Origin of the sequence: Oscillatoria nigro-viridis PCC 7112 (assembly GCF_000317475.1) — a bacterium.
GTDB classification, from domain to species: domain Bacteria; phylum Cyanobacteriota; class Cyanobacteriia; order Cyanobacteriales; family Microcoleaceae; genus Microcoleus; species Microcoleus nigroviridis.
Genome location: NC_019729.1, coordinates 63,315 through 84,837, shown reverse-complemented (window position 1 = coordinate 84,837; position 21,523 = coordinate 63,315). Strand labels below are relative to the sequence as shown.

The window sequence follows — 21,523 nt, the reverse complement described above, 5'->3', positions numbered from 1 at the left end:
AAGGCTGTAGGATCTGCCATTCGGTTAGCGGTGAGATAAATAATGATGCCCCGGATACTTGTTATTGATGATGACGCGGCGATCGCCGAACTCGTAGCCGTCAACCTAGAAATGGCTGGCTACGAAGTCACCCAGGCAGAAGACGGCATCAAAGGTCAGGCACTAGCAATACAACTGCTCCCCGACCTGATCATGCTAGACCTCATGCTGCCTAGAGTAGACGGATTCACAGTATGTCAGCGTTTGCGGCGTGACGAGCGCACCTCAGACATTCCCGTCTTGATGTTGACAGCCTTAAGTCAAACTCAAGACAAAGTAGAAGGGTTCAACTCCGGCGCCGACGACTACCTGACCAAACCCTTTGAACTAGAAGAGATGCTAGCCAGAGTGCGAGCTCTACTAAGGCGCACAGACCGCATCCCCCAAGCTGCCAAACACTCCGAAATTCTGAATTACGGCCCGCTGACCCTTGTCCCCGAAAGGTTTGAAGCTGTTTGGTACGCTCAGACAGTCAAACTGACCCACCTAGAGTTTGAGTTGCTGCACTGCTTGCTTCAGCGCCACGGTCAGACAGTCTCTCCCAGCGAAATTCTCAAAGAAGTGTGGGGTTACGACCCCGACGACGACATCGAAACTATTCGCGTACACATCAGACACCTGAGAACCAAGATGGAACCCGATCCCCGCCATCCTCGGTACATCAAAACCGTATACGGGGCTGGGTATTGCCTGGAGTTACCCAACAACGAGCAAGTAGCTGAAGAAACCAAATCCTCTGCTTGAGCTAGAGTGCCAAATGCAACAAGCAGTTAAAAATTCCGCTAGAAAAGCCTGAGAGCAAATGCTCTCAGGCTTGGTTGTTTGGAGTTTGAGATGAATATGTCAACAAGTAGGCATTAACTCTCTTGATTCGGAAAAAAACAATCCCGCACCCCCTCTAACCGTACTTTTAGAGAAGCTTGTCCATGGGAAAGTACCGGATTTCTTTTTCTACCTAGTCTTTTCCGAGAGGATTGGATCGCTACTTAAACAATACTCTAGCCATCATACTCCTTAATAAAATTATTTATCAATAAATTGAGAGCTATTCCTTTAGCTGCTATTTTTGCTAACGAGAAGCAAAATTCCGGTCAAGCGCCAAAAACAGCCATAATCGTGATATGACGATGTTTTTTCCTACTCGTTTACATACCTGAACTCAAATCAGTGAAAATTTTTCTCAAATACCCCTTGACGAAAGCACTAAAATTGTTGATTATCTATATCAATAACCTGTAATTGCTTAAAACTCCCCTGGCATCTTTTTCAAGAGGTAAATCGCCGTGACCAGCATGGCAAAAAAATCCTTCCCAGCCGAAGGAACATCATTTCCCTGGTGGGTGGACAACGCCCGCTTAATCAACCTTTCCGGCCGTTGGCTCCGTACCCACGTCGCCCACGCCGGCTTCATAGTCTTGTGGGCGGCAGCCTGTACCCTATTAGAGCTTTCCCGCTTTAACCCACCATTGCCCATGTACGAACAAGGCTTAATCCTGTTGCCAAACCCAGCCAGACTCGGCTTGGGCGGGGGTGCGGGAGGCAAAATTGTCGATACCGATCCGTACTTCGCCGTTGGCGCGATTCACCTAATCAGCTCAGCCTTTGTCGGCTTCGGCGGCATCTTTCACTCCCTCAAAGGGTCAGCCACCCTCGAAGCAAGAAATTCTTTCTTTGGCTACACATGGGAAGACGCAGACACAATGACCACCATCTTGGGCATCCGCCTAGTTTTGCTGGGTGTCGCTACCTTCTTGTTGGCCAAAGCTATGTATTTCGGTGGTTTATGAGTTTAGCTGACGGAGATTTCCTAGTAGGATCAGTTGCCGCGTTGATTCGGTTGCAGGAAAAAGGGTTGACACGGCTGACGGGTTTGCTGGCGACGCTGGCATTGATTTTGATTTGGGCGATCGCCCTTTGTGTTGGCGATCGCCCAAATCTGGAACAAGACAAGTCATTCTATTGGCATAAAACTCCCGAATATGGGAGTTGATTCCCGAGTGGTTTTGCCATCGGTGGCATCTCTGCTGCTTTTCTCGGCTATTTGCTGCTAGAAAATTTTTTTGGTATAGATGCCATTGTTCGAGGTTTTGTCAATTAACTGCTCGGCTTGCCGTTGACATCGGTCGATCGCCAGCCCGGAGAATTAGAAATTGCGAAACAGACTTTCATCCGCCCAGTTGCTGAAAATCTTTCGTCGCTGTTACAGCGCAGTTACACACAGAAAATCGATGGTGCAATTCCTATTTTTCACCTCCAAACGCCGTTCAGATTTCGGTCAACCTTGAGACAATAACCGTATGACTGTCTTTTTCTAATATTTATGTATCGCCACTTTCATTATTTTTGTGGAGTCTGTCAGTAACATTGCCAGAAGGAGTGCATCAAATCAAGCGCTTGTATCAAATTCCTTGTTATTGGGATTTTTTTACTAAGGACTACCGCCTCACATTTACAGTGCGCCCGTGCGTTGCTTGTATTGAAGATGCGATCGGTTGCACTGACTTTGAACCTAAGACTTGTTTTACCAAGGCCGATCCGCAACATTGCTCTAAACTTCACAAAAATTACGCATCAATACCGAAAACAACTTTTTCAGTTCCACTTTTAGCAAGAGGGATAGGTGGCTATCAGATTACCCTGGACTAAAGGGGGAGTCCAAAATTAGATAGATGATCGCGAAAAATATACTTGAGGAGAATCTCAAAAATATCCCGAATAAATAACAGATAATCCATGACAATCATCGTTCAACTTTTTTATTTTTTCCGACATGAATTTATACAGTGCTAACTCACTCAAAGTCGAACTCAACCAGAGAGGTTGCCGCCTAACTCCCCAGCGAGAAACTATTTTGAGCGTCTTTCAAAATCTGCCACAAGGCAATCATTTAAGTGCGGAAGAGTTATACAGGACTTTGCAGAATAAAGGAGAACGAATAGGCTTGTCTACTGTCTACCGAACCCTGCATTTATTAGCAAGAATTGGAATTTTGCGTGAACTAGAATTAGCAGAAGGGCACAAACATTACGAACTGAATTTTCCCGAATTGCACCACCACCACCACCTGGTTTGCATTCAGTGTCACAAAACCTTTGAATTTAGCGATGAATCCATTTTAAAAATTGGCAAAAAGCAAGTTGAAAAAGCTGGGGTCGAACTGCTTGACTGTCAATTAACTGTGCGAGCTGTTTGTTTGGAAGCGCTGCGGGAGGGATGGCCTTCTTTGGTGCCGAGTAATTGGTTGTGTCCGAGATATCATTCAAAAATTGAGGAGGAAATTAGTTGAGTTGGATGAAATACATTTGGGTAAGGGGGAATTAGTAATTGGTAATTGGTCACTATTGAACTCAGGTAGGGAAATCGCGTTGCAAGTAATGCTAGCAAAGTGATTCTTAGGAAACCAATCTCACCCATTAAAAACTCGCCGTCTTTCGCTTCCCCTTAATACCGCTGCAAGGAATGTTAGCGAAGAAATTATTAGGAAAGCAATCTCACGCATTCAAAACTTGCTGCATTTCCCTTATCCTTCCGTCAAGCAACCTCAGAATCGCCACGTTGGTGTTCCATCCGGAATATGTTAGCGTACAAACTAGCCACAATCTGTTTGCCTTCCTGCGTCAACTGCAAGTAACCTAGAGATTCGCTGATGTGAGGATAAATGCCACTCCAGTAAAACTTAGAGTAGCTTTGCAGCAAATCGCCCGGATGTCGATAGCCCAAAACTTTAGTAGCACCGCTTTCTTCCAACTCGTAAAACAGCGCGCCAATTTTCTGCAAATATTGCGGGTTGCTTAGCTGACCGATCAAATCAGCACCGCGCACTAAACTAGAGTAATTAACTGCATCATCGTCAGTGTTACCGTCAAGCACCGAGAAACGAGTCTGTTCTATATTCTGTTTAATTATCTCCGCATTAATTAGCTTGTGGTTGCCGAAGCGCTCGTCAATGAACAATTTAGCTCTGTCAACTCGGTAAGGAGCTAAGCTAGCCGCGGTTGCACCGGGAGCAAGTGCAATTCTCATGCCATCTTTTCCCGTAGCATACAATCCTTCTGATTCTTGGTCTTGCCGGCAAACTCCTTTGACATATCCGATGTCTTGACACAGCAAAGAAATGATGAAGTGCAGCCAATCTTCGCAGGAAACTCCGCCCTTGCGAATGTGTTTTCCCCGCAAGATTTCTTGACCGACTAAGCTAATGCAAATGGCGTGTTCTACATTGTGATAAAGAGCGTCGCTGTTGGCAATGTTTTCTAACGCCATTGCCCCCACCCAGGCAATAATGTCAGCATAGTCTGATTTGTAGCCTCCATAAGTGCGGCTGTAACCGTTCTGAAGTTGTTCTATGAAAGCCTCAATCAGCAGTTCTGTAGAATTAAACATACCCTGTCCTTTTACCTTAATATTTACTTTTAAGAGCGGTGCATCTATTGGGGAGTCCTCTCATTTTATGGAGGATATTTTAGCTTACAACTCATGCACCCCCTGTGGGTTGTGCTCTGTGGGTGGCAGGTGGGTGGCAATCTCAAAACTCATTGACGCAGCTACGCCCGGGGAGTCACGCAGCAATCTCTCGCCATGACTCAAAATTTCCAAGTAACTCAGTCCATCACTGACACCCATCCCCGCCGTACTGCATACAGCAGCCTGCTGACAATTTTTCGCTCCTCTGAACTTTTTAAACTGTGAGAATTAATTGCGTATTGAATTTGTTGGAACACAGTCCGATCGATCTTACCGGATTTCCAAATGTTCAAGTAAAGTTCGGAAATTTTATATTCAGGAATATAAGCTTTGGTTGTCATCTGCCGTCAACTCAATGTAGATTTCTTATTATCCGGCAATTTTAGATAACTTTATGTGATGTAGATCGGCTATAGACTGTGATGCGATCGCAGGCTGGAGTTAATGCGCCTCTCCTAAACAATGGTAATTCGATCGAAAAAGCGCGATATGGCGATCGTCATAAATTTTTCTGACGGCTGTGACAATCATCATAGTTGCGCCTAAATTATAGGATGTCACATACCATTCGCCCGTTGCGATCGCCCCCGGACAACTGGCAGCAAGAAAGGAAGTTTGAGCGCGGGTCGCGCAAATTTCTTGCCAAAGAAACTCGCGTCGTGTACAATACAGAGTCTGGTATCCTCACTTACCCATAACTATTTTCATTCATCCCGTCCCCCCAGAGGGGAAGGGACTTTCAGTGCGGATACAGCCAAATCACTATATTCAGCAAAAAGCTAGAAATGCCGTAACTCATGCCCACTATTCAGCAACTCATCCGTTCAGCACGGGAACAAACGCAGAAAAAAACCAAATCGCCAGCTCTCAAGAGTTGCCCCCAGCGCCGCGGAGTTTGCACCAGAGTGTACACGACCACCCCGAAAAAACCTAACTCGGCGCTGCGGAAGGTGGCTCGGGTACGGCTGACCTCTGGTTTTGAAGTGACCGCCTACATCCCTGGGATCGGTCACAACTTGCAAGAACACTCGGTAGTAATGATCCGGGGCGGTCGGGTAAAAGATTTGCCCGGAGTTAGATACCACATCATTCGGGGTACATTAGACACCGCTGGGGTGAAAGACCGCAAGCAGGGTCGTTCCAAATACGGGGCCAAGCGTCCTAAAGAGAAAAAATAACACGGAACTCGTCCGCTCGTCGGGGTTGGGAAGCAAAAATAAATCCGATCGCGCCGCTCAATTGCACGCTCGATCGTCATAAATCGAGATGTGATCCCAAAACCCCAAACTCAGTCATTCAAAATCAAAAATCCCAAGTAGAACTATGTCTCGCCGCACAGTTATTCAAAAACGTCCAGTTCCACCAGATCCAACCTACAACAGCCGGTTGGTAAGCATGATGGTGAGACGGATCATGCAGCACGGCAAAAAATCCGTTGCCTCCAGCATCGTCTACGACGCCCTCAAAACCATCCAAGAACGGACAGGGGCTGAACCGTTAGACTTGTTTGAAAAAGCAGTCAAAAACGCGACACCTCTGGTCGAAGTCAAAGCCCGCCGGGTAGGTGGCGCTACCTACCAAGTGCCGATGGAAGTGCGTTCCGATCGCGGTACCACCCTCGCCCTCCGCTGGCTGATCAGATTTGCCCGCGCCCGCACCGGCCGCTCGATGGCCGCCAAGCTAGCCAACGAACTGATGGATGCAGCTAACGAAACAGGCAGTGCTATTCGCAAGCGCGAAGAAACACACCGCATGGCCGAAGCTAACAAGGCTTTTGCTCACTACCGGTACTAACTGCAAAATCGGGCATGGAGAAGAGCGCGATCGTGCGGTATAAAAGCATCGGGTGAGAAATTGGAAAGTGTAAGTTTTGAGTGTTGAGATTGCTTCTCTTGGCGCAGTTGCGATTCGTGAAGCAAACTCAAAACTCCCAAAATCAAAATTGACGCACTCAAAATTCACGCACTCTCTAAATCCTCCATGTCGCATCCTTAATATTTTTGTAAACAAATCTTGCAAAAAATATTAAAATGTAACAATAAGCTCCAGAGACTTTTGTAAGTCGCTGGGGAGTGCAAAATAGGGTTACTGTGTAGTATAGTAGTATTATAACAGCAACACAAGATTAAGGAGGTAGCTGTGGCACGTACCGTCCCGCTAGAAAAAACTCGCAACATCGGCATCGCAGCCCACATAGACGCGGGCAAAACAACAACAACTGAAAGAATTCTGTTCTATTCAGGCATGGTTCACAAAATGGGTGAAGTGCACGAGGGAACAGCAGTCACTGACTGGATGGAGCAAGAGCGGGAGCGGGGAATTACGATTACTGCCGCTGCTATCACCACCAGTTGGAAAGATTACAAAATCAACATCATCGACACTCCCGGACACGTAGACTTCACGATCGAAGTCGAACGCTCGATGCGAGTGCTCGACGGAGTGATCGCAGTGTTCTGCTCGGTAGGGGGAGTGCAGCCGCAATCCGAGACAGTTTGGCGACAAGCCGATCGGTACAAAGTACCGAGGATCGTGTTCGTCAACAAAATGGATCGGATGGGCGCAAACTTCTACAAAGTCTACGCCCAAATTCGCGATCGAATGAGAGCGAACGCCGTACCCATCCAAATCCCGATCGGCAGTGAAGAAAACTTCCGGGGAATTGTAGACTTAGTGCAAATGAAAGCCTATATCTACAACAACGACATGGGAACCGATATCGAGGAAGTAGAAATCCCCGATGAAGTAAAAGAGCTAGCAGCAGAATACCGCACCAAGCTGATCGAGTCCGTAGCAGAAACCAACGACGCCCTCACGGAGAAATACCTTGAAGGCGAAGAGTTAACCGAAGACGAAATCCGCTTGGCCCTGCGTCACGGCACTGTCGAAGGTACGATCGTCCCCATGCTCTGCGGTTCGGCTTTCAAAAACAAAGGCGTTCAGTTGTTGTTGGATGCAGTCATCGACTACCTGCCGTCGCCCTTGGAAGTTCCCCCAATTCAAGGACTCCTGCCCAACGGCGACACCGCAGAACGATTTGCAGACGACAGCGCGCCCCTGTCAGCCCTGGCATTCAAAATCATGGCTGACCCCTACGGCCGGCTGACCTTCGTTAGGGTCTACTCGGGTATCCTCAAAAAAGGCACCTACGTTCTCAACTCCACCAAAGACAAAAAAGAGCGGGTTTCTCGCTTAATTGTCCTCAAAGCCGACGATCGGATAGAAGTTGAGGAACTGCGCGCCGGAGACTTGGGAGCAGCCTTGGGTTTGAAAGACACCTTCACCGGCGACACCCTCTGCGAAGAAGGAGCGCCAGTGATTCTGGAATCTCTGTTTATTCCAGAGCCAGTCATCTCGGTGGCTGTCGAACCCAAAACCAAACAAGACATGGAGAAGCTCTCCAAAGCCCTCCAGTCGCTCTCGGAAGAAGACCCCACCTTCCGAGTCAACGTTGACCCTGAAACCAACCAGACAGTCATCGCCGGTATGGGCGAACTGCACCTGGAAATCCTGGTAGACAGGATGCTGCGGGAATTCAAAGTAGAAGCGAACGTGGGTCAGCCACAAGTAGCCTACCGCGAAACGATTCGCAAATCCGTCCGCGCCGAAGGTAAATTTATCCGCCAAAGCGGCGGTAAAGGTCAGTACGGTCACGTCGTGATCGAACTAGAACCCACCGAAGTCGGCAGCGGCTTTGAATTTGTCTCCAAAATTGTTGGTGGCACTGTACCCAAAGAGTACATCGGCCCGGCAGAACAAGGGATGAAAGAAGCGTGCGAATCAGGTATTGTAGCAGGATATCCCGTGATTGACCTCAAAGCTACTATGGTAGACGGGTCTTTCCACGACGTAGACTCCTCAGAAATGGCATTTAAGATCGCCGGTTCAATGGCGATCAAAGAAGCCGTGATGAAGGCGTCGCCAGTGCTGCTAGAGCCTATGATGAAAGTAGAGGTTGAAGTTCCCGAAGATTACATCGGGAACGTCATCGGAGACCTCAACTCGCGTCGGGGTCAGATCGAAGGTCAAGAGACGGATCAGGGGATAGCCAAAGTTTCTGTAAAAGTTCCACTAGCAGAAATGTTTGGTTACGCCACCGACATCCGCTCGAAAACCCAAGGTCGAGGCATCTTCACAATGGAATTCAGCCATTACGAAGAAGTGCCGCGAAATGTGGCTGAAGCCATCATCGCTAAGAACAAAGGTAACTAACGATTTTGAATTTTAGATTTTGGATTTTGGATGAAATCCAAAGTCTAAAATCTAAAATGTTAAAATCTAAAATCGCTAAAAGAAACAAGGAACAAATCGAGAATGGCACGCGCAAAATTTGAACGGAATAAACCCCACGTAAACATCGGCACGATCGGTCACGTTGACCACGGCAAAACAACTTTGACCGCTGCGATTACGATGACTCTCTCTGCACTAGGTCAGGCAAAGGCTAAGAAATACGACGAAATTGACGCCGCACCTGAAGAAAAAGCACGGGGTATTACGATTAATACTGCTCACGTCGAATACGAAACCGCAACTCGGCACTATGCCCACGTTGATTGCCCCGGACACGCTGACTACGTGAAAAACATGATCACCGGTGCAGCTCAAATGGACGGCGGTATCTTAGTGGTATCAGCAGCAGACGGCCCCATGCCTCAAACTCGCGAACACATCCTGCTGGCTAAACAAGTTGGCGTTCCCAGCTTGGTTGTGTTCTTGAACAAAGAAGACATGGTAGACGACGCAGAACTACTAGAATTGGTGGAACTGGAAGTCCGCGAACTCCTGAGCTCTTACGATTTTCCAGGCGATGACATCCCCATTGTGACAGGTTCTGGATTGCAAGCTCTCGAAGCTATGATTGCTAACCCCAAAATCCAGAAGGGCGAAAATCCCTGGGTTGACAAAATTTACAAGCTGATGGAAGAAGTAGATTCTTACATCCCCACCCCAGAACGCGAAGTTGACAAGCCTTTCTTGATGGCTGTAGAAGACGTATTCTCGATTACTGGTCGGGGTACTGTTGCTACTGGTCGGATTGAGCGCGGCACAATTAAAGTCGGCGAAAATGTGGAATTGGTGGGTCTTAAGGACACTCGCAGCACTACGGTGACTGGTGTGGAAATGTTCACCAAGTCTCTGGAAGAAGGCATTGCCGGCGACAACGTGGGTCTACTGCTGCGGGGGATTTTAAAGACGGATATTGAACGCGGAATGGTGATTGCCAAGCCGAAAAGCATCATGCCTCACACTCAGTTTGAATCTGAAGTGTACATCCTCAAGAAGGAAGAAGGCGGCCGGCATACGCCCTTTTTCTCTGGCTACCGCCCTCAATTCTACGTCCGTACCACTGACGTGACCGGCACGATCGCACAATTCACCGCTGATGACGGTAGCGAAGCAGAAATGGTGATGCCCGGTGACCGGATCAAAATGACTGTTGAGTTGATTCACCCGATCGCGATCGAACAAGGAATGCGCTTCGCTATCCGCGAAGGCGGCCGCACCGTCGGCGCCGGCGTTGTTTCCAAAATCCTCAAGTAGGACTCCGATAACAGCTTAAATAGCAGAAAAGCCGCCAAATTTAATCAGGCTTTTCTGCTATTTAGTGATTAGTCATTACTCATGAGTCCGAAGTTAGCAGTTAGCCCAAAAACAACTGCAAATAGAGGACAGACAACAGACAACAAACTGAACCTCGAAAATTCAAGAAACTAAAATGGCAGCTATCCAACAACAAAAAATTCGCATCCGCCTCAAAGCTTTCGATCGGCGCATTCTAGACGCATCCTGCGAAAAGATTGTAGATACAGCAAATCGGACAGCCGCCACTGCGATCGGCCCGATTCCCCTACCGACAAAACGGCGGATTTACTGCTTGCTGCGATCGCCCCACGTAGACAAAGATTCTCGCGAACACTTTGAAACCCGCACGCACCGCCGCATCATCGACATTCACCAGCCATCGGCCAAAACAATTGACGCTTTGATGAAACTGGATTTGCCCGCCGGCGTAGATATCGAAGTCAAGCTGTAGATTGACTTATCGAAAACTCGGAAAGAAGGAACAAAGATTAAATAAATTGTTCCTTCTTTTTGTTGAAATTTTCCTAGTCATTAGTTATGAGATATTAGTTATTACTTAATAATCAGCAATAATTTCTGCTCCGGCACGAACTTAAATAATTATTCTTAATTAAGGCGAGATCGCTACAAAAACCATCCTTTAGCAGTCGCTATCATCGCCTTCAGGAACACTGAGTTTAGCAAAAAGGTATATTTAACATTTTGACGAAATAACGCCTTTGTCAAGCTGCCAGCACCGGAGATAGCTCGCCGTCGCTCCCGTTGCGAGCGAAAAAGCCCGATCGCTCCTGCCCCGGAATTGCCTTTAATCAGTTAAAGTAAGAAAAATAAGCGCAAGTACCGTCACTTTTGAGCGACAATGGCATCCTCTTCCTCTGTAGCAGTTCGCGAACTCCCCTTATTTCCGTTGCCGGAAGTGGTTCTATTTCCAGGTAGGCCACTCCCGCTGCAAATCTTCGAGTTTCGCTATCGAATCATGATGAATACGATTCTGGAGGGCGATCGGCGTTTCGGTGTACTCATGTGGGACCCCAACCAAAACAAAGTCTCTGCCGTTGGCTGTTGCGCCGAAGTGATTCACTGCCAGCGCCTCCCCGACGATCGCATGAAAATTATGACTCTCGGCCAGCAGCGGTTCCGAGTGCTCGACGCCGTTCGGGAAAAACCGTATTTAGTCGGTCTAGTAGAATGGATCGAAGACGCACCGCCGCAACAAGACCTCAGACCTTTGGGAAAAGATGTCGAACAACTGCTCAGAGATGTAGTTCGCCTCTCCAGCAAATTGATGGATCAGCCGATCGACCTGCCCGAAGACATTCCCAGTTTGCCTACAGAATTGTCCTACTGGGTAGCCAGCTACCTTTACGGCGCAGCGACAGAACAGCAAACTCTTTTAGAATTGCAAGATACTGCTGCGAGATTGGAACGCGAAACCGAAATTTTGACTTCTACTCGCAATCACTTGGCAGCCAGGACTGTACTTAAAGATACCCTCAAGTAGCCAATTTGCCTAGGAAAAAGCACGATCGGTTTGACCTGCATTGAAAAAAGAATTACACGCAAATCATTCGATTTTCGATTTTCGATTTTCGATTGACTGATGAACTAAGGGTTTGGATCGCGCGCTTACAGTTCCATTATTTTTTGGAACTGGTATCTGTTGAATTCTTAACTTCCAACAGGTTCGGATAGGTTCCTTATAGCAGTAAATGCTTGTGTTAGAAAATCACGACCAACCGAAACCATACGATGCAGTTAGAGGCGGTCAACTGCCACCTCCTGTGGGCGGTGTAGTGCTCGGCGGACTAGCAGGAGTGAAACATCGGCTGTCTAGTTCTGTCAGCGAACATCGAATTGCCGCCCTGAGAGAGACATTGAATTACGGCGATGCCGGCTTAAAAATAGTCATCAAGATTTGTCAAAGCGAAACAGGGCCAGTGCAGCGGGCGGCCTGCGATTTGCTTCGACAAAAGCTGAATTCGATCGCCCGCGAAAAATTACAGGCATTTGTAGCTTCAAGTTCAGATTCAGAAGCTGAGTTAGACAGCGCGGAAAAAATATTAAAGCACTCATCCGGTGCAGTCTCAGAAAAAAATTACGATCGGCAAATGTCCGAAGCACAGTTAATATTTGAGACAATTACGCAGCAAATGCAACCAAATTTGTTGCTGTTAGAAGCACTGGTAGCCTCTGTAGAACGGGAAGAATTTACCAGCGAACTGATGAATCTTTGGGAATTATTAATCTTAGAAATTCAGGAACCTCTCAAAGAACTGCGTCAGGCTGTTGGCAGTGCGATTTCCGCCCAACTGCGGATTCAGTGGCTGTACAATCAAGCTGAATCTCAAGCCAACCAGTGGCAGCAGCGAGCTTTGCTAGCTCTTCAGACACAGGATGAAAATTCAGTCCGCCTCGCCGCGGTTCGCAAGCAGGTTCAATTCGATCGCGCTGCAGAACTAAAAATTGACTTAGACTACCAAACTGTGCGAGTAGAAAATCTCAACCGCAACTTGCTGGCTTTGGAAAGTAAGATTGCTCAAGCTAATTCCAAGAAAGAGATCCTCAAGATGCAGCTTCATTTTGCTAAGGTACAGCAGCAAATAGACTTCACTTTCAGCCAAGTAAATAGTATATTTTTTAGTCCTTAGTTGTCTGATTCTGCGGTTATATATTGCGAGATCTCAAACTTGTCTGACGCAAAAATGTATTGTCCCACTGAAAATTGTTTTCTGATCTCGCTTAGCTCCTTCGAGATTAGCGCCGCACAAAAATGCCCCGCTCAAATTAGCACCCCTCAAGTCAGCTCCTCTCAAGTCTGCGCCCTCAAGGTTACTTTCACACAAAAAAGCGTTTCTCAAGTTAGCTTCGATCAGACTCGCTCCCCGCAGTTTAGCCTCGGTTAGATTGGCTTTTTCGAGGTTTGCATTCTCCAAGCAAGCATCTAGGAGATTCGCTTCCATCAAGTTTGCGGCGTACAAGGAGGCTCCGCTCAAATTAACACCAATCATTTTGGTGTCGCTCAAGTTGGCTTTTTCCAAGTTTGCTTCAATCAGGTCAGATCCTGTTAATCTTGCGAAAGTTAGATCTGCATCCATCAGGTTAGCCCCATTGAGGTTTGTCATCACCAGGCAAGCATGCTTGAGCTTGGCACCTATTAAGTTTGCCTCTTTTAGGTTTGCCATAGAAAAATTTATTTCTTGGAGATTCGCGCAGGCTAGATTAATGTGAATTAGGAAAGCTTCTCGCAAAGAAGCCTCTTTCAAGTTGGTTTCATGAAAATTTCTTTCTCCGGCTGCGTATCGCTTGAGAAGTTCATCAGCATTCATCTCCCCAGCCTCCTAAGTTTTACTTAAAAAGTATAGTACATAAAAAGAAATTATACTACCGACAGTAAGCTGTAGCAGCCAAAGATTTTTAAAGTTTCGGTGTGATTTTTTAACTCTTCCAGTGCCGATCGCACAAATGCTTCGCAGGCGTTAGCCTCAACGTCCATAAAGAAAATATATTCTCCGAGCGATCTTTTAGTCGGTCTAGATTCAATCCGACTTAAATTAATACCGCGACTGGCAAATACTTGCAAAGGTTTTACCAGCGCTCCCGGCCTATTGGCAGGTACGCTAAAAGCTAGTGAGGTATGGGTGCAATTAGACGGTGAAGCATCGAGGATCAACTTAGAAGCAGATTGTGTAATGGATTTAAGGGATGAGCGCTCCCCTGGTTCTACGTTGGCGATTTCTCCAAAACTCCTGCTGAGTACCCAAAATCGAGTGTAATTATCGGGATAATCATTAATGGGTTGAGCTAACACTGGCAAATGGTAAAGTTCAGCAGCTCTTGGCGAAGATATCGCTGCTACATTTCTATCTTCCAGATATTGCAATGCTTCCGTGGTAGAATTCGCCGGAATTAATTGAGCTGAGGGAATAAACTGCCCCAACCATACCTGACACTGAGCTAGCGCTTGCGGGTGAGAGTAAACTTTGTGGATCTCGTTAAAATTTTTAGCCTTAGACACTAGCGCGTGGGAAATTGGCAAAACTAAGGCGTGTTGAATGCGGAGTTGATCCAGTCGCCAGAGTGTATCTAAGGTGACAGTCACGCTGCCTTCGATCGAATTTTCGACGGGCACCACTGAGTAGTCAACCTGCCCTACGGCAGATGCCTCTAGTGCTTGAGAAATGGTGGAATAAGGACACAGGGTGCATTCCAAGTTAGTTTCCAGGCTCAACCAATTGACATAAGCTAGAGCCGCTGTTTCTGCATTTGTACCAACAGGGCCGAGATGTGCGATCCTCTTCGAGGGCTGCGCTAACGAAATTTTCATTTAGAGGCAATTTTAGGTTACAAATGTTTGCTTTACTCTCATCAGCTAGGAAGTATGATGAAAAATTATCTATGTCCCGAAAGCTTTTATCGGTGATTTCTCGGTTGACATGGCTGGGTTCGTGACTTAGGGCTCGACGTATGTCACCTTAAAAAAGGTGATACTTTATTAAGATATGCTTAGGAATCCTATATTTTGATATTTTCTCATGTATACCCGCTTTAATGCTTCCCAATTCGTTGAACTCGCCGTACCAGAGGAACGGGTTCCCATTCAACATTATCTGCGCCAGCCGAGGCGACTGGTGAACGCCCTTGTCGATCGAAGTCGCACACAACAGCTAAGCGATGACTGTTTCCGCCTAAAAATGCGACCGTTACAATTTATGATGCTGAGCATTCAACCCACAGTAGACATGAGGGTGTGGGCACAGGCGGACGGCACAATCAATTTGGAGTCCGTCGCCTGCGAAATTCGGGGCGTGGGTTATATCAACGATCGCTTTGCTCTCAATCTCAAAGGAAAGCTTTGTGTACACCAAAGCAGCGGGGTAGCATACTTGAAGGGAAAAGCGGATTTGGAAGTGCAAGTAGAACTACCGCCGCCGTTTTGGCTGACGCCCAAACCCATTTTAGAAACAACGGGGAATGCTTTGCTCAAGAGCGTACTGCTGAGCGTCAAACAGAGGTTGATGTACCAGTTGCTCTTAGATTACCGCCGCTGGGCAAGCAGCGAAAGTGAGCTAATATCGATCGCTCTCCCCCCAATCTTATCTTTAGAAGGGTAAAATCCCACTAGAGGAGCTGTTAATTAATGTGTAGGGATATTTAGGCACAAATCAGGCCACTTACCACAATATTAGTTAGACGCTCGAATTGGGCATCTGTCGCTTTGTTGGAACTAGCCAGCAGGGATAGATAGATAGCTGCCGGTCAGTCAAGATCGATTTGAGTCAGCCCTCCAAGTTCATCGTCTTCGATTATTCCCACGCCCCCAGGCCAAGCTGTTGACCTGTCTTTTGAAACTTCGTCTTTTTGGCGGAGTTCGCGCTGCGGTGGCTTGATTATTTTACCCGGTTGATTCGTTGCGCCCACCCGAATCCTGATTTTTGGCCCGGAATTGCCCAAGCGAATTGTCATCCCGTCCACCAAGGACACCTGAGCGATCGGTCTATCATCTACATAAGTGCCGTTAGCACCAAAATTAATAATTTCCCAGCCATGAGCGTGATTCCACAGTTCTACGTGGTGGCGGGAAACTACAGCGCTGTAAATAATTACATCATTGTCGTTCGATCGACCGATCCGAACCACCGGTTCTGACTCAAAACACCAACTTTGAACCGGGACAGACTGGATAGGATGTAAAAGAGTTAAGGTAATCACTGATGTTTTGACACTCCACCGCCAGACAGAAACGGGGATACTTCCAGAGAGATTTTTTGGTACAATACTGCAATAAATTTGCTTTTTAAAGGCGTCGTCAGTGCGCCACTATCCCATCGCTCTACCGTAAAAGTCGAACTTTTGGCTGCTTGAGGCATTTGAACAAACTTTTGACGGTTAGCTTTTGGCCCAGGCGCAAATTTTTGCTGTCCTCGGTAACAACCAAACACGATGTTATTAATCGGGTGAACTTCCCAGTGATGGACAGCGGTTAAAACCGCTTGATTAATTTGGTCTGTGAGGGAACGATTGTGCCGATGGATGAGCCGCTCAATTCGATCGGCTAAATAATCCTTTTCCCGTTGACGAACCAGAGAATTTAACTCAGACCCGCGCTGGTTGCTCCGCTGATTCGACTTCTCGATCGGGCGACAGTTACTGCTCAACGACTCGCTGTTTATAAAGAAAGAAGTTAACCAATTATTAATCCTGGCGTCTCTCGATAAAATACTTGTTGATTGTATCAAACAGCATAGGTCGTTTTGAGTTGCTAACATTTTCCTTATTGATGCGATACCTTTAAAATACAATGCTTTGAGCAGCACTGGAATTTTGAGCGACAACGCCTCAATCTCTCATAGGGAAAATACCGATCGACCTTCCTCGCGCGCGCCGCCCCAAAATGCGATCGGCAATTAGTCGCAGGGCGAGCGGGAAGGCCAAACTTCAGCTCAAATCTGACTCGGGCGGCTCCGGGTTCGGCTCTGGCGGGACAGATTCTTGCCTTTGCCGCTTCAACTCTGCAACTTTTTCTTGAGCTACATCCCTGACTTCGAGAGCTTTATCTTGAAATTTTTCCGCCAGACTTTGAGCGCCCCGCTTCACGCCTGCCACATTTTTGAGAGTTCTGTCGAAATCTTCATGTAAAAACTCTGCTACCAGACCGACTTTTTTGTGCAGCCCCTCCGCGTACTGCACTGGCTCCGATACAGCAGCTTCAGAGACGATCGCCCGCTTGCTGCCGATGGTCGAAATAGCTGCCACAGGTAACAAGTAAATTCCGTCTAAAACACCGCGCCAGCCGCTCGATTTAAATAGGTAGTGGGTGACTGAACCCGTGCGGACATCAAATAGGTAGTCAACCACTGCACCTGCCTGATTCCCAGCGTCCGTGAGCACCTCAAGCCCGATCGGACAAACAGCTTGTTCCGGCTGATGCAATTCCGGCAGTTCCGGGTTAATGGTGACAAAAACATTTTCCCCCACCGTATCAACTTGCGCCCAAGCGAACCAAGTTTTTTTGCTGCCCAAAAGTCCCGACTTGCAAGTAAAGCCGATCGCCCGTTGGGAGTGAGCATCGAGCCAAATCCGATCTACCCTGCCGACCTCTTCCGCCGTTCTGCGGTCGATCGTGCGGCGGTTGAGCAGTTCGCTGCGCCTAACAATCTGTGGTGATGTACTCATAAATAAACTCCTGAGTGCCGCCTTTGAAAAATGTCGATCGTCCAAAGAAGCCGATTTAATATTCTTCTTCCGAATAATGGCGAGTATTATCTGCCTCGGTTAACTCCTCCTCTTCCCTGGAAGTGCCAACTTCTTTGTGGTCGGGAACAGGAATCGTGCTAATGTGCACGCCGCCCGAGGGAGCGTGAATTTCCTTAGCCTCCCTTGGCTTGACGCTAATTTGTCCTAACTGGACTGAGGACTGATTCGGGCCTACGTTGATTTGAATTTTCGGACCTGAGCGAGCCAAGTGAACGATCAGACCGTCCACAACGGGAACCTTAGCGATCGGCTTACCATCGAGGTAAGTGCCGTTGGTACCTAAATTGATCAGTTCCCAAGTTATGCCGCTGCGCCGCAATTCGATGTGGCGACGAGAAACCACAGCGCTAAAAAGAACGACGTGGTTTTCGGTCGAGCGCCCGATCCGCACGACCTGCTCGTCTTCAAAGATCCAACTGCGGACGGGTATAGACTGGAGTGGATGTAGCAAGGTCAGCTTAATCACATTGGCAGCATTGAGTTTTGGTAGAGCGCCTCAAGATGCGATTTTAGATTTTAGACTTTCGATCGCCCAATCCAAACTCGCTCTAAGAGATTTGAAATAAAAACGTAACCAGGTCTCCTTTGCCCAGAGAGATCCGGTCTCCCGGTCGCAACCGGTGGCGGTTTCCCTTGGGTAGCGGAGTATTGTTGACGTAAGTGCCGTTGGAACTGCCTACATCTTCTAGGTAGCAAGCATCTCCCTCCACCCGGAGATTTGCGTGTACCCGAGAAACTATCTCAGAATTAGCAAATCCCGAAACATCAATATCCGGCGGCACTAAGTCATTTGGCTTGCCTATGTGAACCACAGACAGACTGTGAGGCAATTCCATCGGCGTATTTGTCTGAACGTGCAGCAGGCGCGCCGACTGCTGTTGCAGTTGAGTTTTAGCTACACCTGCTGGCTGTGGGCCCGGAACCGGAGGAGAGATATTTACTGGTGTTGCCACCGATTCAGTTGTAACAGGAACCGAGGGCGAAGGCGGGGGATCTGGAATCGTCGGAATGCTGGCGGGACTTTTTTCCAAGTTGAGCCCCTTATTCAGGGTAACTAGAGGTTCCATTGCCATCAGGGGATCGGGTGGCACTAAATCGGGCGCCGGTGACGATACCACTGTGGGGCCTACAGGCGACGGGGACGGTACTGTTACCTCAACTTCTGGAACTATGGAACCCGGACGCAAGTTAAAGCCACACTGGCCGCAAAATGCTGCATCTGTCTGAACTGCTGCACCGCAGTTCGAGCAACTTGCGGTAACAGGTAAAGGCGTGTAGCAAGCCTCGCACTGGCTGGCCCCGTCGGGGTTCTGGTGATTGCAATTGGGACAGACAATCATCGATTTCTCCTTGCTATCGGCCAGATTTTCAAATCAGCCTCATAAAAATACTCGTGTATATGGTCAAATTTTAACTTTAACCGCCACAATTCTTATATTGCTTCGCTAATACTAGCAACTGAGCTGACGCCGTGACGTTAGCTGTGATGGGCAAGATTGAGTTAGTGATAATGCTGACTGTGTTGGCACGCTTGCGGCCCTGTCGGCTATTTTACTGCTTCGCCAGCCGCCGCATCGAGCAGCCACCAAAGCTCGCCATCTGGTTGAACGAGTCTGGCTGGATAAGTCATTTCGTCGGCTGCGGGGGCAAAAATTTGAGCAAGGGCGGGTTGTTTGCTGGCTCCTGCGACCATGAAGATGACGCACCGGGCCCGGTTGATTAAGGGGACTGTAAAGGTAATGCGGGGTTGACCGTCTTTGTTGCCGACAGTTACTAGGGCGTCGCGGACTTCCAAGGCTGCTGTGCCGGGAAATAGAGAGGCTGTGTGGGCGTCGTCTCCTATGCCCAATAAAATGATGTCGAAAGCAGGAAACTCGCCGTCGGATACTTTGAAGAACTGCTGCAATTCGGTTTGGTGCGCCGCAGCGTCGGCTGCGGGGTCGCCGGCGCCTGTGGGCATGGGGTGGATGTTGCTGGCGGGGATATTCACTCGATCGAGCCACGCGAGGCGCGCCATTCTTTGATTGCTGTCTGGGTGTTCTGGGGGAACGTAGCGTTCGTCGCCCCAGAACACGTGAATTTTGTCCCAAGGCAGGTCTTGGGCACAGAGCGCTCTGTAGAGCGGTTCGGGTGTGCTTCCGCCCGCTGCGGCGATCGTACAAAGTCCGCGTTCTGCTATGGCTTCTGAGATTTTCGACAGCACAATCTCCAGCGATCGATCTATTAGTTGTTCCCGATTTGCTAATACTTCAACTACTTTTTTCATTAATTTCCTCTCAACTTTCCTTGGGTGTTATTCTCAGCAATTGCCAATTTTAGCTTGACATTTTGGTTTGACATTTTGGTTTGAGGTCGATCTGCTGACAGACCAGGCAGCCCGAGCTCCGCATCCCATAATATTTTATCATCTTATGCCCCTTGATTTAAGGAAAGCAAGACATATTTCTACCAGTGCTTTATGGCTTTTCACCAGTTGCATTGAGCTTTCGCAACTTTCAATCAAAAGTTCGATCGGACTCGGAGCATCTCTGCAGAAAGTAAAAAGCGTTTTTTGGGACTCCGATCCGTCCCGCACAGCAAAGTCTATAAATATAGCGAGCCGGACGATCGCACACCGACAGTAAAAGCCGAGATGCTCCCGATCGCCCTTACCCCGGGCTAGCAAAAATAATCAAGATTGATGTGGTAGACTAGGAAAAATAGTTTTAAATCCGCACGATCGGATAGAAGCAAAACTATGTCAATTTTTAAGCAATTTCCTACATCTGTCCGCTATCTAATAGCGCGGTTGCGCCACTGGACGCAACCAGCAGTTTGGGCTCCCTTAGCCGTGCTGTGTGCGGGGGGGTTATTTATCTGGGAGGTCTCTGTAAATCCAGAAAGGTTGAGCATAGATGGCGAAGAAGAACCAGCCTCAAACACTCCAGCTTCGCTATCGGGGCTATCTGCTGAAGATACAGCCATTGCGGCTGAAATCGACAGCTTACCAGTGCTAGTCAATAAGTTTAATGGCTCTACTGCTTCTGAACTGAACGTGTTAAATTCATCAGTAGTAAAAAGCAAAGGTTTATTCGAGGAACTTCGAGATCGGGACTTAGAAACTCCTCAGCCATCTTCAGCCCCCAAGCGGGTAGGAAGCAGCGGATTTTTGCCCTTGCCAAATTTAGCAAATCCTGCTGTCGAGGCCGGAAACAATAACCCCCAAAATTCCAGCTTGCCAAGTTCAAACGCAACATCAGCGTTGAGTTTACCTGGCAGCGGGAGACTGACTTCCGGGATAAAAAAGATCCAGCCTGAGTCTGGGGGTACAGCGACAGCAACTTTATCGCAGGCGTCGAGTGATGCTAATTCAGATAAACAAAACGAAAATTCTCTGCCTGTGAGTCCGCTGCAAGCAGCTATGAAAAAATACGTCGTTGCTGACACTTCGGCAACAGCGACTTCGCCTGAGAAAACAGCAGACTCGGCTACATTGCTCGATCGACCCGCTTCCGATCCGGCTGCCGTAAATGCGACAAATTTGCTCCCAACGACCGCTACAGCTCAAGGTGAAGCAAATCCTGTGAATGTTCCCACAGCACTTCCCCCAATTGTGGCTCCGACAAATACTGCGAGCAAGGAATCTCAAGAATTCTTAAAACCGACAGCTACAGTCCCTGAATCATTGGCCGGGTTAAATTCCAGAGTACCGAACCTCCCCGAAATTAATGCAGGGGCTGCAACGGTGGCTTTGCCGAAAAATCCCTACCAAACTAATTTATCTGGCTCAGGCTTGGCACCTGAAGTTCAACCTGTGGCGCTTCCAGTAGCCATACCTTCGCCAACACCTCTACTTCCAAATGTCGGTCCATCTCCCTTTCCAAGTGGGATTGGGGGAAGCAAGATAATTAGCCCTCAATTCTCTCCCAATTCAGCGAATTCTCAATTTCAAACACCTCCACCGAGTCAGCTTAATTTGCCGGAGCCACCTAACTTTGGAGTTGTTCCCCAAAACACCAATCAGGGCGTGCAGCCCATTCAACCTCAACCTTTTTCTACACCCCGCTCCCTGACTCCGGGACGCTACATTGGCGGTGGCCAAATCAATACTTTTTCTAATCCTTAAATGAAGGAAGTTCGGCCACGAAAACGATATTATCAATTCCCAATACTTAGGCTAGGCGGTTTTTGCCCTTCGACT

At 47.9% G+C, this 21,523-nt stretch carries 25 protein-coding genes; 15 read left to right on the top strand and 10 right to left on the bottom strand.

The annotated features are described in order from the left end of the window. Positions 1–45 precede the first annotated feature (45 nt). The 5 genes from rpaA (at position 46) to OSC7112_RS00345 (ending at position 3,325) form a co-directional block, all read left to right on the top strand. Positions 46–783 (top strand): two component system response regulator RpaA, encoded by a 738-nt coding sequence (gene rpaA, locus OSC7112_RS00370; protein ID WP_039886887.1) that lies wholly within the window; start codon positions 46–48, stop codon positions 781–783. 548 nt (positions 784–1,331) lie between these two features. Then, positions 1,332–1,826, top strand: coding sequence for a photosystem antenna family protein (locus tag OSC7112_RS39170; RefSeq protein WP_041622295.1), 495 nt, complete (start codon positions 1,332–1,334; stop codon positions 1,824–1,826). Next, positions 1,823–2,029: a hypothetical protein gene (locus OSC7112_RS39165; protein ID WP_041622294.1), complete on the top strand. Its 207-nt coding sequence runs from the start codon at positions 1,823–1,825 to the stop codon at positions 2,027–2,029. Before OSC7112_RS39170 ends, OSC7112_RS39165 begins: the two co-directional genes overlap by 4 nt. Before the next feature lie 353 nt (positions 2,030–2,382). Next, a complete protein-coding gene (locus OSC7112_RS40590) occupies positions 2,383–2,685 on the top strand; it encodes a hypothetical protein (protein ID WP_071883958.1) in 303 nt (100 codons plus the stop codon). Positions 2,686–2,809: 124 nt separating this feature from the next. Beyond that, positions 2,810–3,325 (top strand): Fur family transcriptional regulator, encoded by a 516-nt coding sequence (locus OSC7112_RS00345; protein ID WP_015174051.1) that lies wholly within the window; start codon positions 2,810–2,812, stop codon positions 3,323–3,325. 245 nt (positions 3,326–3,570) lie between these two features. On the opposite strand, the gene OSC7112_RS00340 is transcribed toward OSC7112_RS00345, so the two are convergent. Beyond that, the gene (locus OSC7112_RS00340) at positions 3,571–4,422 is read right to left on the bottom strand and encodes an Npun_R2479 family HD domain-containing metalloprotein (protein ID WP_015174050.1); all 852 of its coding nucleotides are present in this window, start codon (positions 4,420–4,422) and stop codon (positions 3,571–3,573) included. 218 nt (positions 4,423–4,640) lie between these two features. Further along, positions 4,641–4,844 (bottom strand): hypothetical protein, encoded by a 204-nt coding sequence (locus OSC7112_RS00335; RefSeq protein WP_015174049.1) that lies wholly within the window; start codon positions 4,842–4,844, stop codon positions 4,641–4,643. Positions 4,845–5,057: 213 nt separating this feature from the next. On the opposite strand from OSC7112_RS00335, the gene OSC7112_RS39160 reads away from it, so the two are divergent. The 8 genes from OSC7112_RS39160 (at position 5,058) to OSC7112_RS34245 (ending at position 12,737) form a co-directional block, all read left to right on the top strand. Beyond that, positions 5,058–5,201 (top strand): hypothetical protein, encoded by a 144-nt coding sequence (locus OSC7112_RS39160; RefSeq protein ID WP_190274306.1) that lies wholly within the window; start codon positions 5,058–5,060, stop codon positions 5,199–5,201. A 99-nt stretch (positions 5,202–5,300) separates the two neighbouring features. Continuing rightward, positions 5,301–5,681: a 30S ribosomal protein S12 gene (rpsL, locus tag OSC7112_RS00330; protein ID WP_006632197.1), complete on the top strand. Its 381-nt coding sequence runs from the start codon at positions 5,301–5,303 to the stop codon at positions 5,679–5,681. A gap of 145 nt (positions 5,682–5,826) precedes the next feature. Then, on the top strand, positions 5,827–6,297 hold the full coding sequence (gene rpsG, locus OSC7112_RS00325; RefSeq protein ID WP_006632196.1) for a 30S ribosomal protein S7: 471 nt from the start codon (positions 5,827–5,829) through the stop codon (positions 6,295–6,297). Positions 6,298–6,642: 345 nt separating this feature from the next. Beyond that, complete coding sequence (gene fusA, locus OSC7112_RS00320; protein ID WP_015174048.1) at positions 6,643–8,715, top strand: elongation factor G; 2,073 nt, start codon at positions 6,643–6,645, stop codon at positions 8,713–8,715. Positions 8,716–8,817: 102 nt separating this feature from the next. Beyond that, positions 8,818–10,047 (top strand): elongation factor Tu, encoded by a 1,230-nt coding sequence (tuf, locus tag OSC7112_RS00315; RefSeq protein WP_015174047.1) that lies wholly within the window; start codon positions 8,818–8,820, stop codon positions 10,045–10,047. A gap of 175 nt (positions 10,048–10,222) precedes the next feature. Continuing rightward, complete coding sequence (gene rpsJ, locus OSC7112_RS00310; protein ID WP_015174046.1) at positions 10,223–10,540, top strand: 30S ribosomal protein S10; 318 nt, start codon at positions 10,223–10,225, stop codon at positions 10,538–10,540. Positions 10,541–10,948: 408 nt separating this feature from the next. Then, complete coding sequence (locus OSC7112_RS00305) at positions 10,949–11,590, top strand: LON peptidase substrate-binding domain-containing protein (protein ID WP_015174045.1); 642 nt, start codon at positions 10,949–10,951, stop codon at positions 11,588–11,590. A gap of 208 nt (positions 11,591–11,798) precedes the next feature. Next, on the top strand, positions 11,799–12,737 hold the full coding sequence (locus OSC7112_RS34245; protein WP_015174044.1) for a PspA/IM30 family protein: 939 nt from the start codon (positions 11,799–11,801) through the stop codon (positions 12,735–12,737). Positions 12,738–12,770: 33 nt separating this feature from the next. On the opposite strand, the gene OSC7112_RS00295 is transcribed toward OSC7112_RS34245, so the two are convergent. After that, entirely contained in the window at positions 12,771–13,415 is a 645-nt protein-coding gene (locus OSC7112_RS00295) for a pentapeptide repeat-containing protein (protein WP_015174043.1), read from the bottom strand. A 50-nt stretch (positions 13,416–13,465) separates the two neighbouring features. Then, positions 13,466–14,413: a prephenate dehydratase gene (gene pheA, locus OSC7112_RS00290; protein ID WP_015174042.1), complete on the bottom strand. Its 948-nt coding sequence runs from the start codon at positions 14,411–14,413 to the stop codon at positions 13,466–13,468. 208 nt (positions 14,414–14,621) lie between these two features. Between pheA and OSC7112_RS00285 the strand changes: the two genes are divergently transcribed. Then, positions 14,622–15,200, top strand: a complete 579-nt coding sequence (locus tag OSC7112_RS00285) for a DUF1997 domain-containing protein (protein ID WP_015174041.1) — start codon at positions 14,622–14,624, stop codon at positions 15,198–15,200. 145 nt (positions 15,201–15,345) lie between these two features. Here OSC7112_RS00285 and OSC7112_RS00280 read toward each other — a convergent pair whose 3' ends face one another. The 6 genes from OSC7112_RS00280 to pgl form a co-directional block, all read right to left on the bottom strand. After that, positions 15,346–15,798 carry an FHA domain-containing protein gene (locus OSC7112_RS00280; protein ID WP_015174040.1) on the bottom strand — a complete coding sequence of 151 codons (453 nt, stop codon included), beginning with the start codon at positions 15,796–15,798 and terminating at the stop codon, positions 15,346–15,348. Beyond that, complete coding sequence (locus OSC7112_RS00275) at positions 15,795–16,355, bottom strand: hypothetical protein (RefSeq protein ID WP_150111462.1); 561 nt, start codon at positions 16,353–16,355, stop codon at positions 15,795–15,797. Before OSC7112_RS00275 ends, OSC7112_RS00280 begins: the two co-directional genes overlap by 4 nt. 169 nt (positions 16,356–16,524) lie before the next feature. After that, positions 16,525–17,262 (bottom strand): PRC-barrel domain-containing protein, encoded by a 738-nt coding sequence (locus OSC7112_RS00270; protein WP_015174039.1) that lies wholly within the window; start codon positions 17,260–17,262, stop codon positions 16,525–16,527. 55 nt (positions 17,263–17,317) lie between these two features. Next, positions 17,318–17,809 carry an FHA domain-containing protein gene (locus tag OSC7112_RS00265; protein ID WP_015174038.1) on the bottom strand — a complete coding sequence of 164 codons (492 nt, stop codon included), beginning with the start codon at positions 17,807–17,809 and terminating at the stop codon, positions 17,318–17,320. Positions 17,810–17,891: 82 nt separating this feature from the next. Further along, a complete protein-coding gene (locus OSC7112_RS00260; RefSeq protein ID WP_015174037.1) occupies positions 17,892–18,683 on the bottom strand; it encodes a double zinc ribbon and FHA domain-containing protein in 792 nt (263 codons plus the stop codon). Between the two features lie 206 nt (positions 18,684–18,889). Next, positions 18,890–19,609, bottom strand: coding sequence for a 6-phosphogluconolactonase (pgl, locus tag OSC7112_RS00255; protein ID WP_015174036.1), 720 nt, complete (start codon positions 19,607–19,609; stop codon positions 18,890–18,892). A 471-nt stretch (positions 19,610–20,080) separates the two neighbouring features. Between pgl and OSC7112_RS00250 the strand changes: the two genes are divergently transcribed. Continuing rightward, positions 20,081–21,448: a hypothetical protein gene (locus OSC7112_RS00250; RefSeq protein WP_015174035.1), complete on the top strand. Its 1,368-nt coding sequence runs from the start codon at positions 20,081–20,083 to the stop codon at positions 21,446–21,448. Positions 21,449–21,523 lie beyond the last annotated feature (75 nt).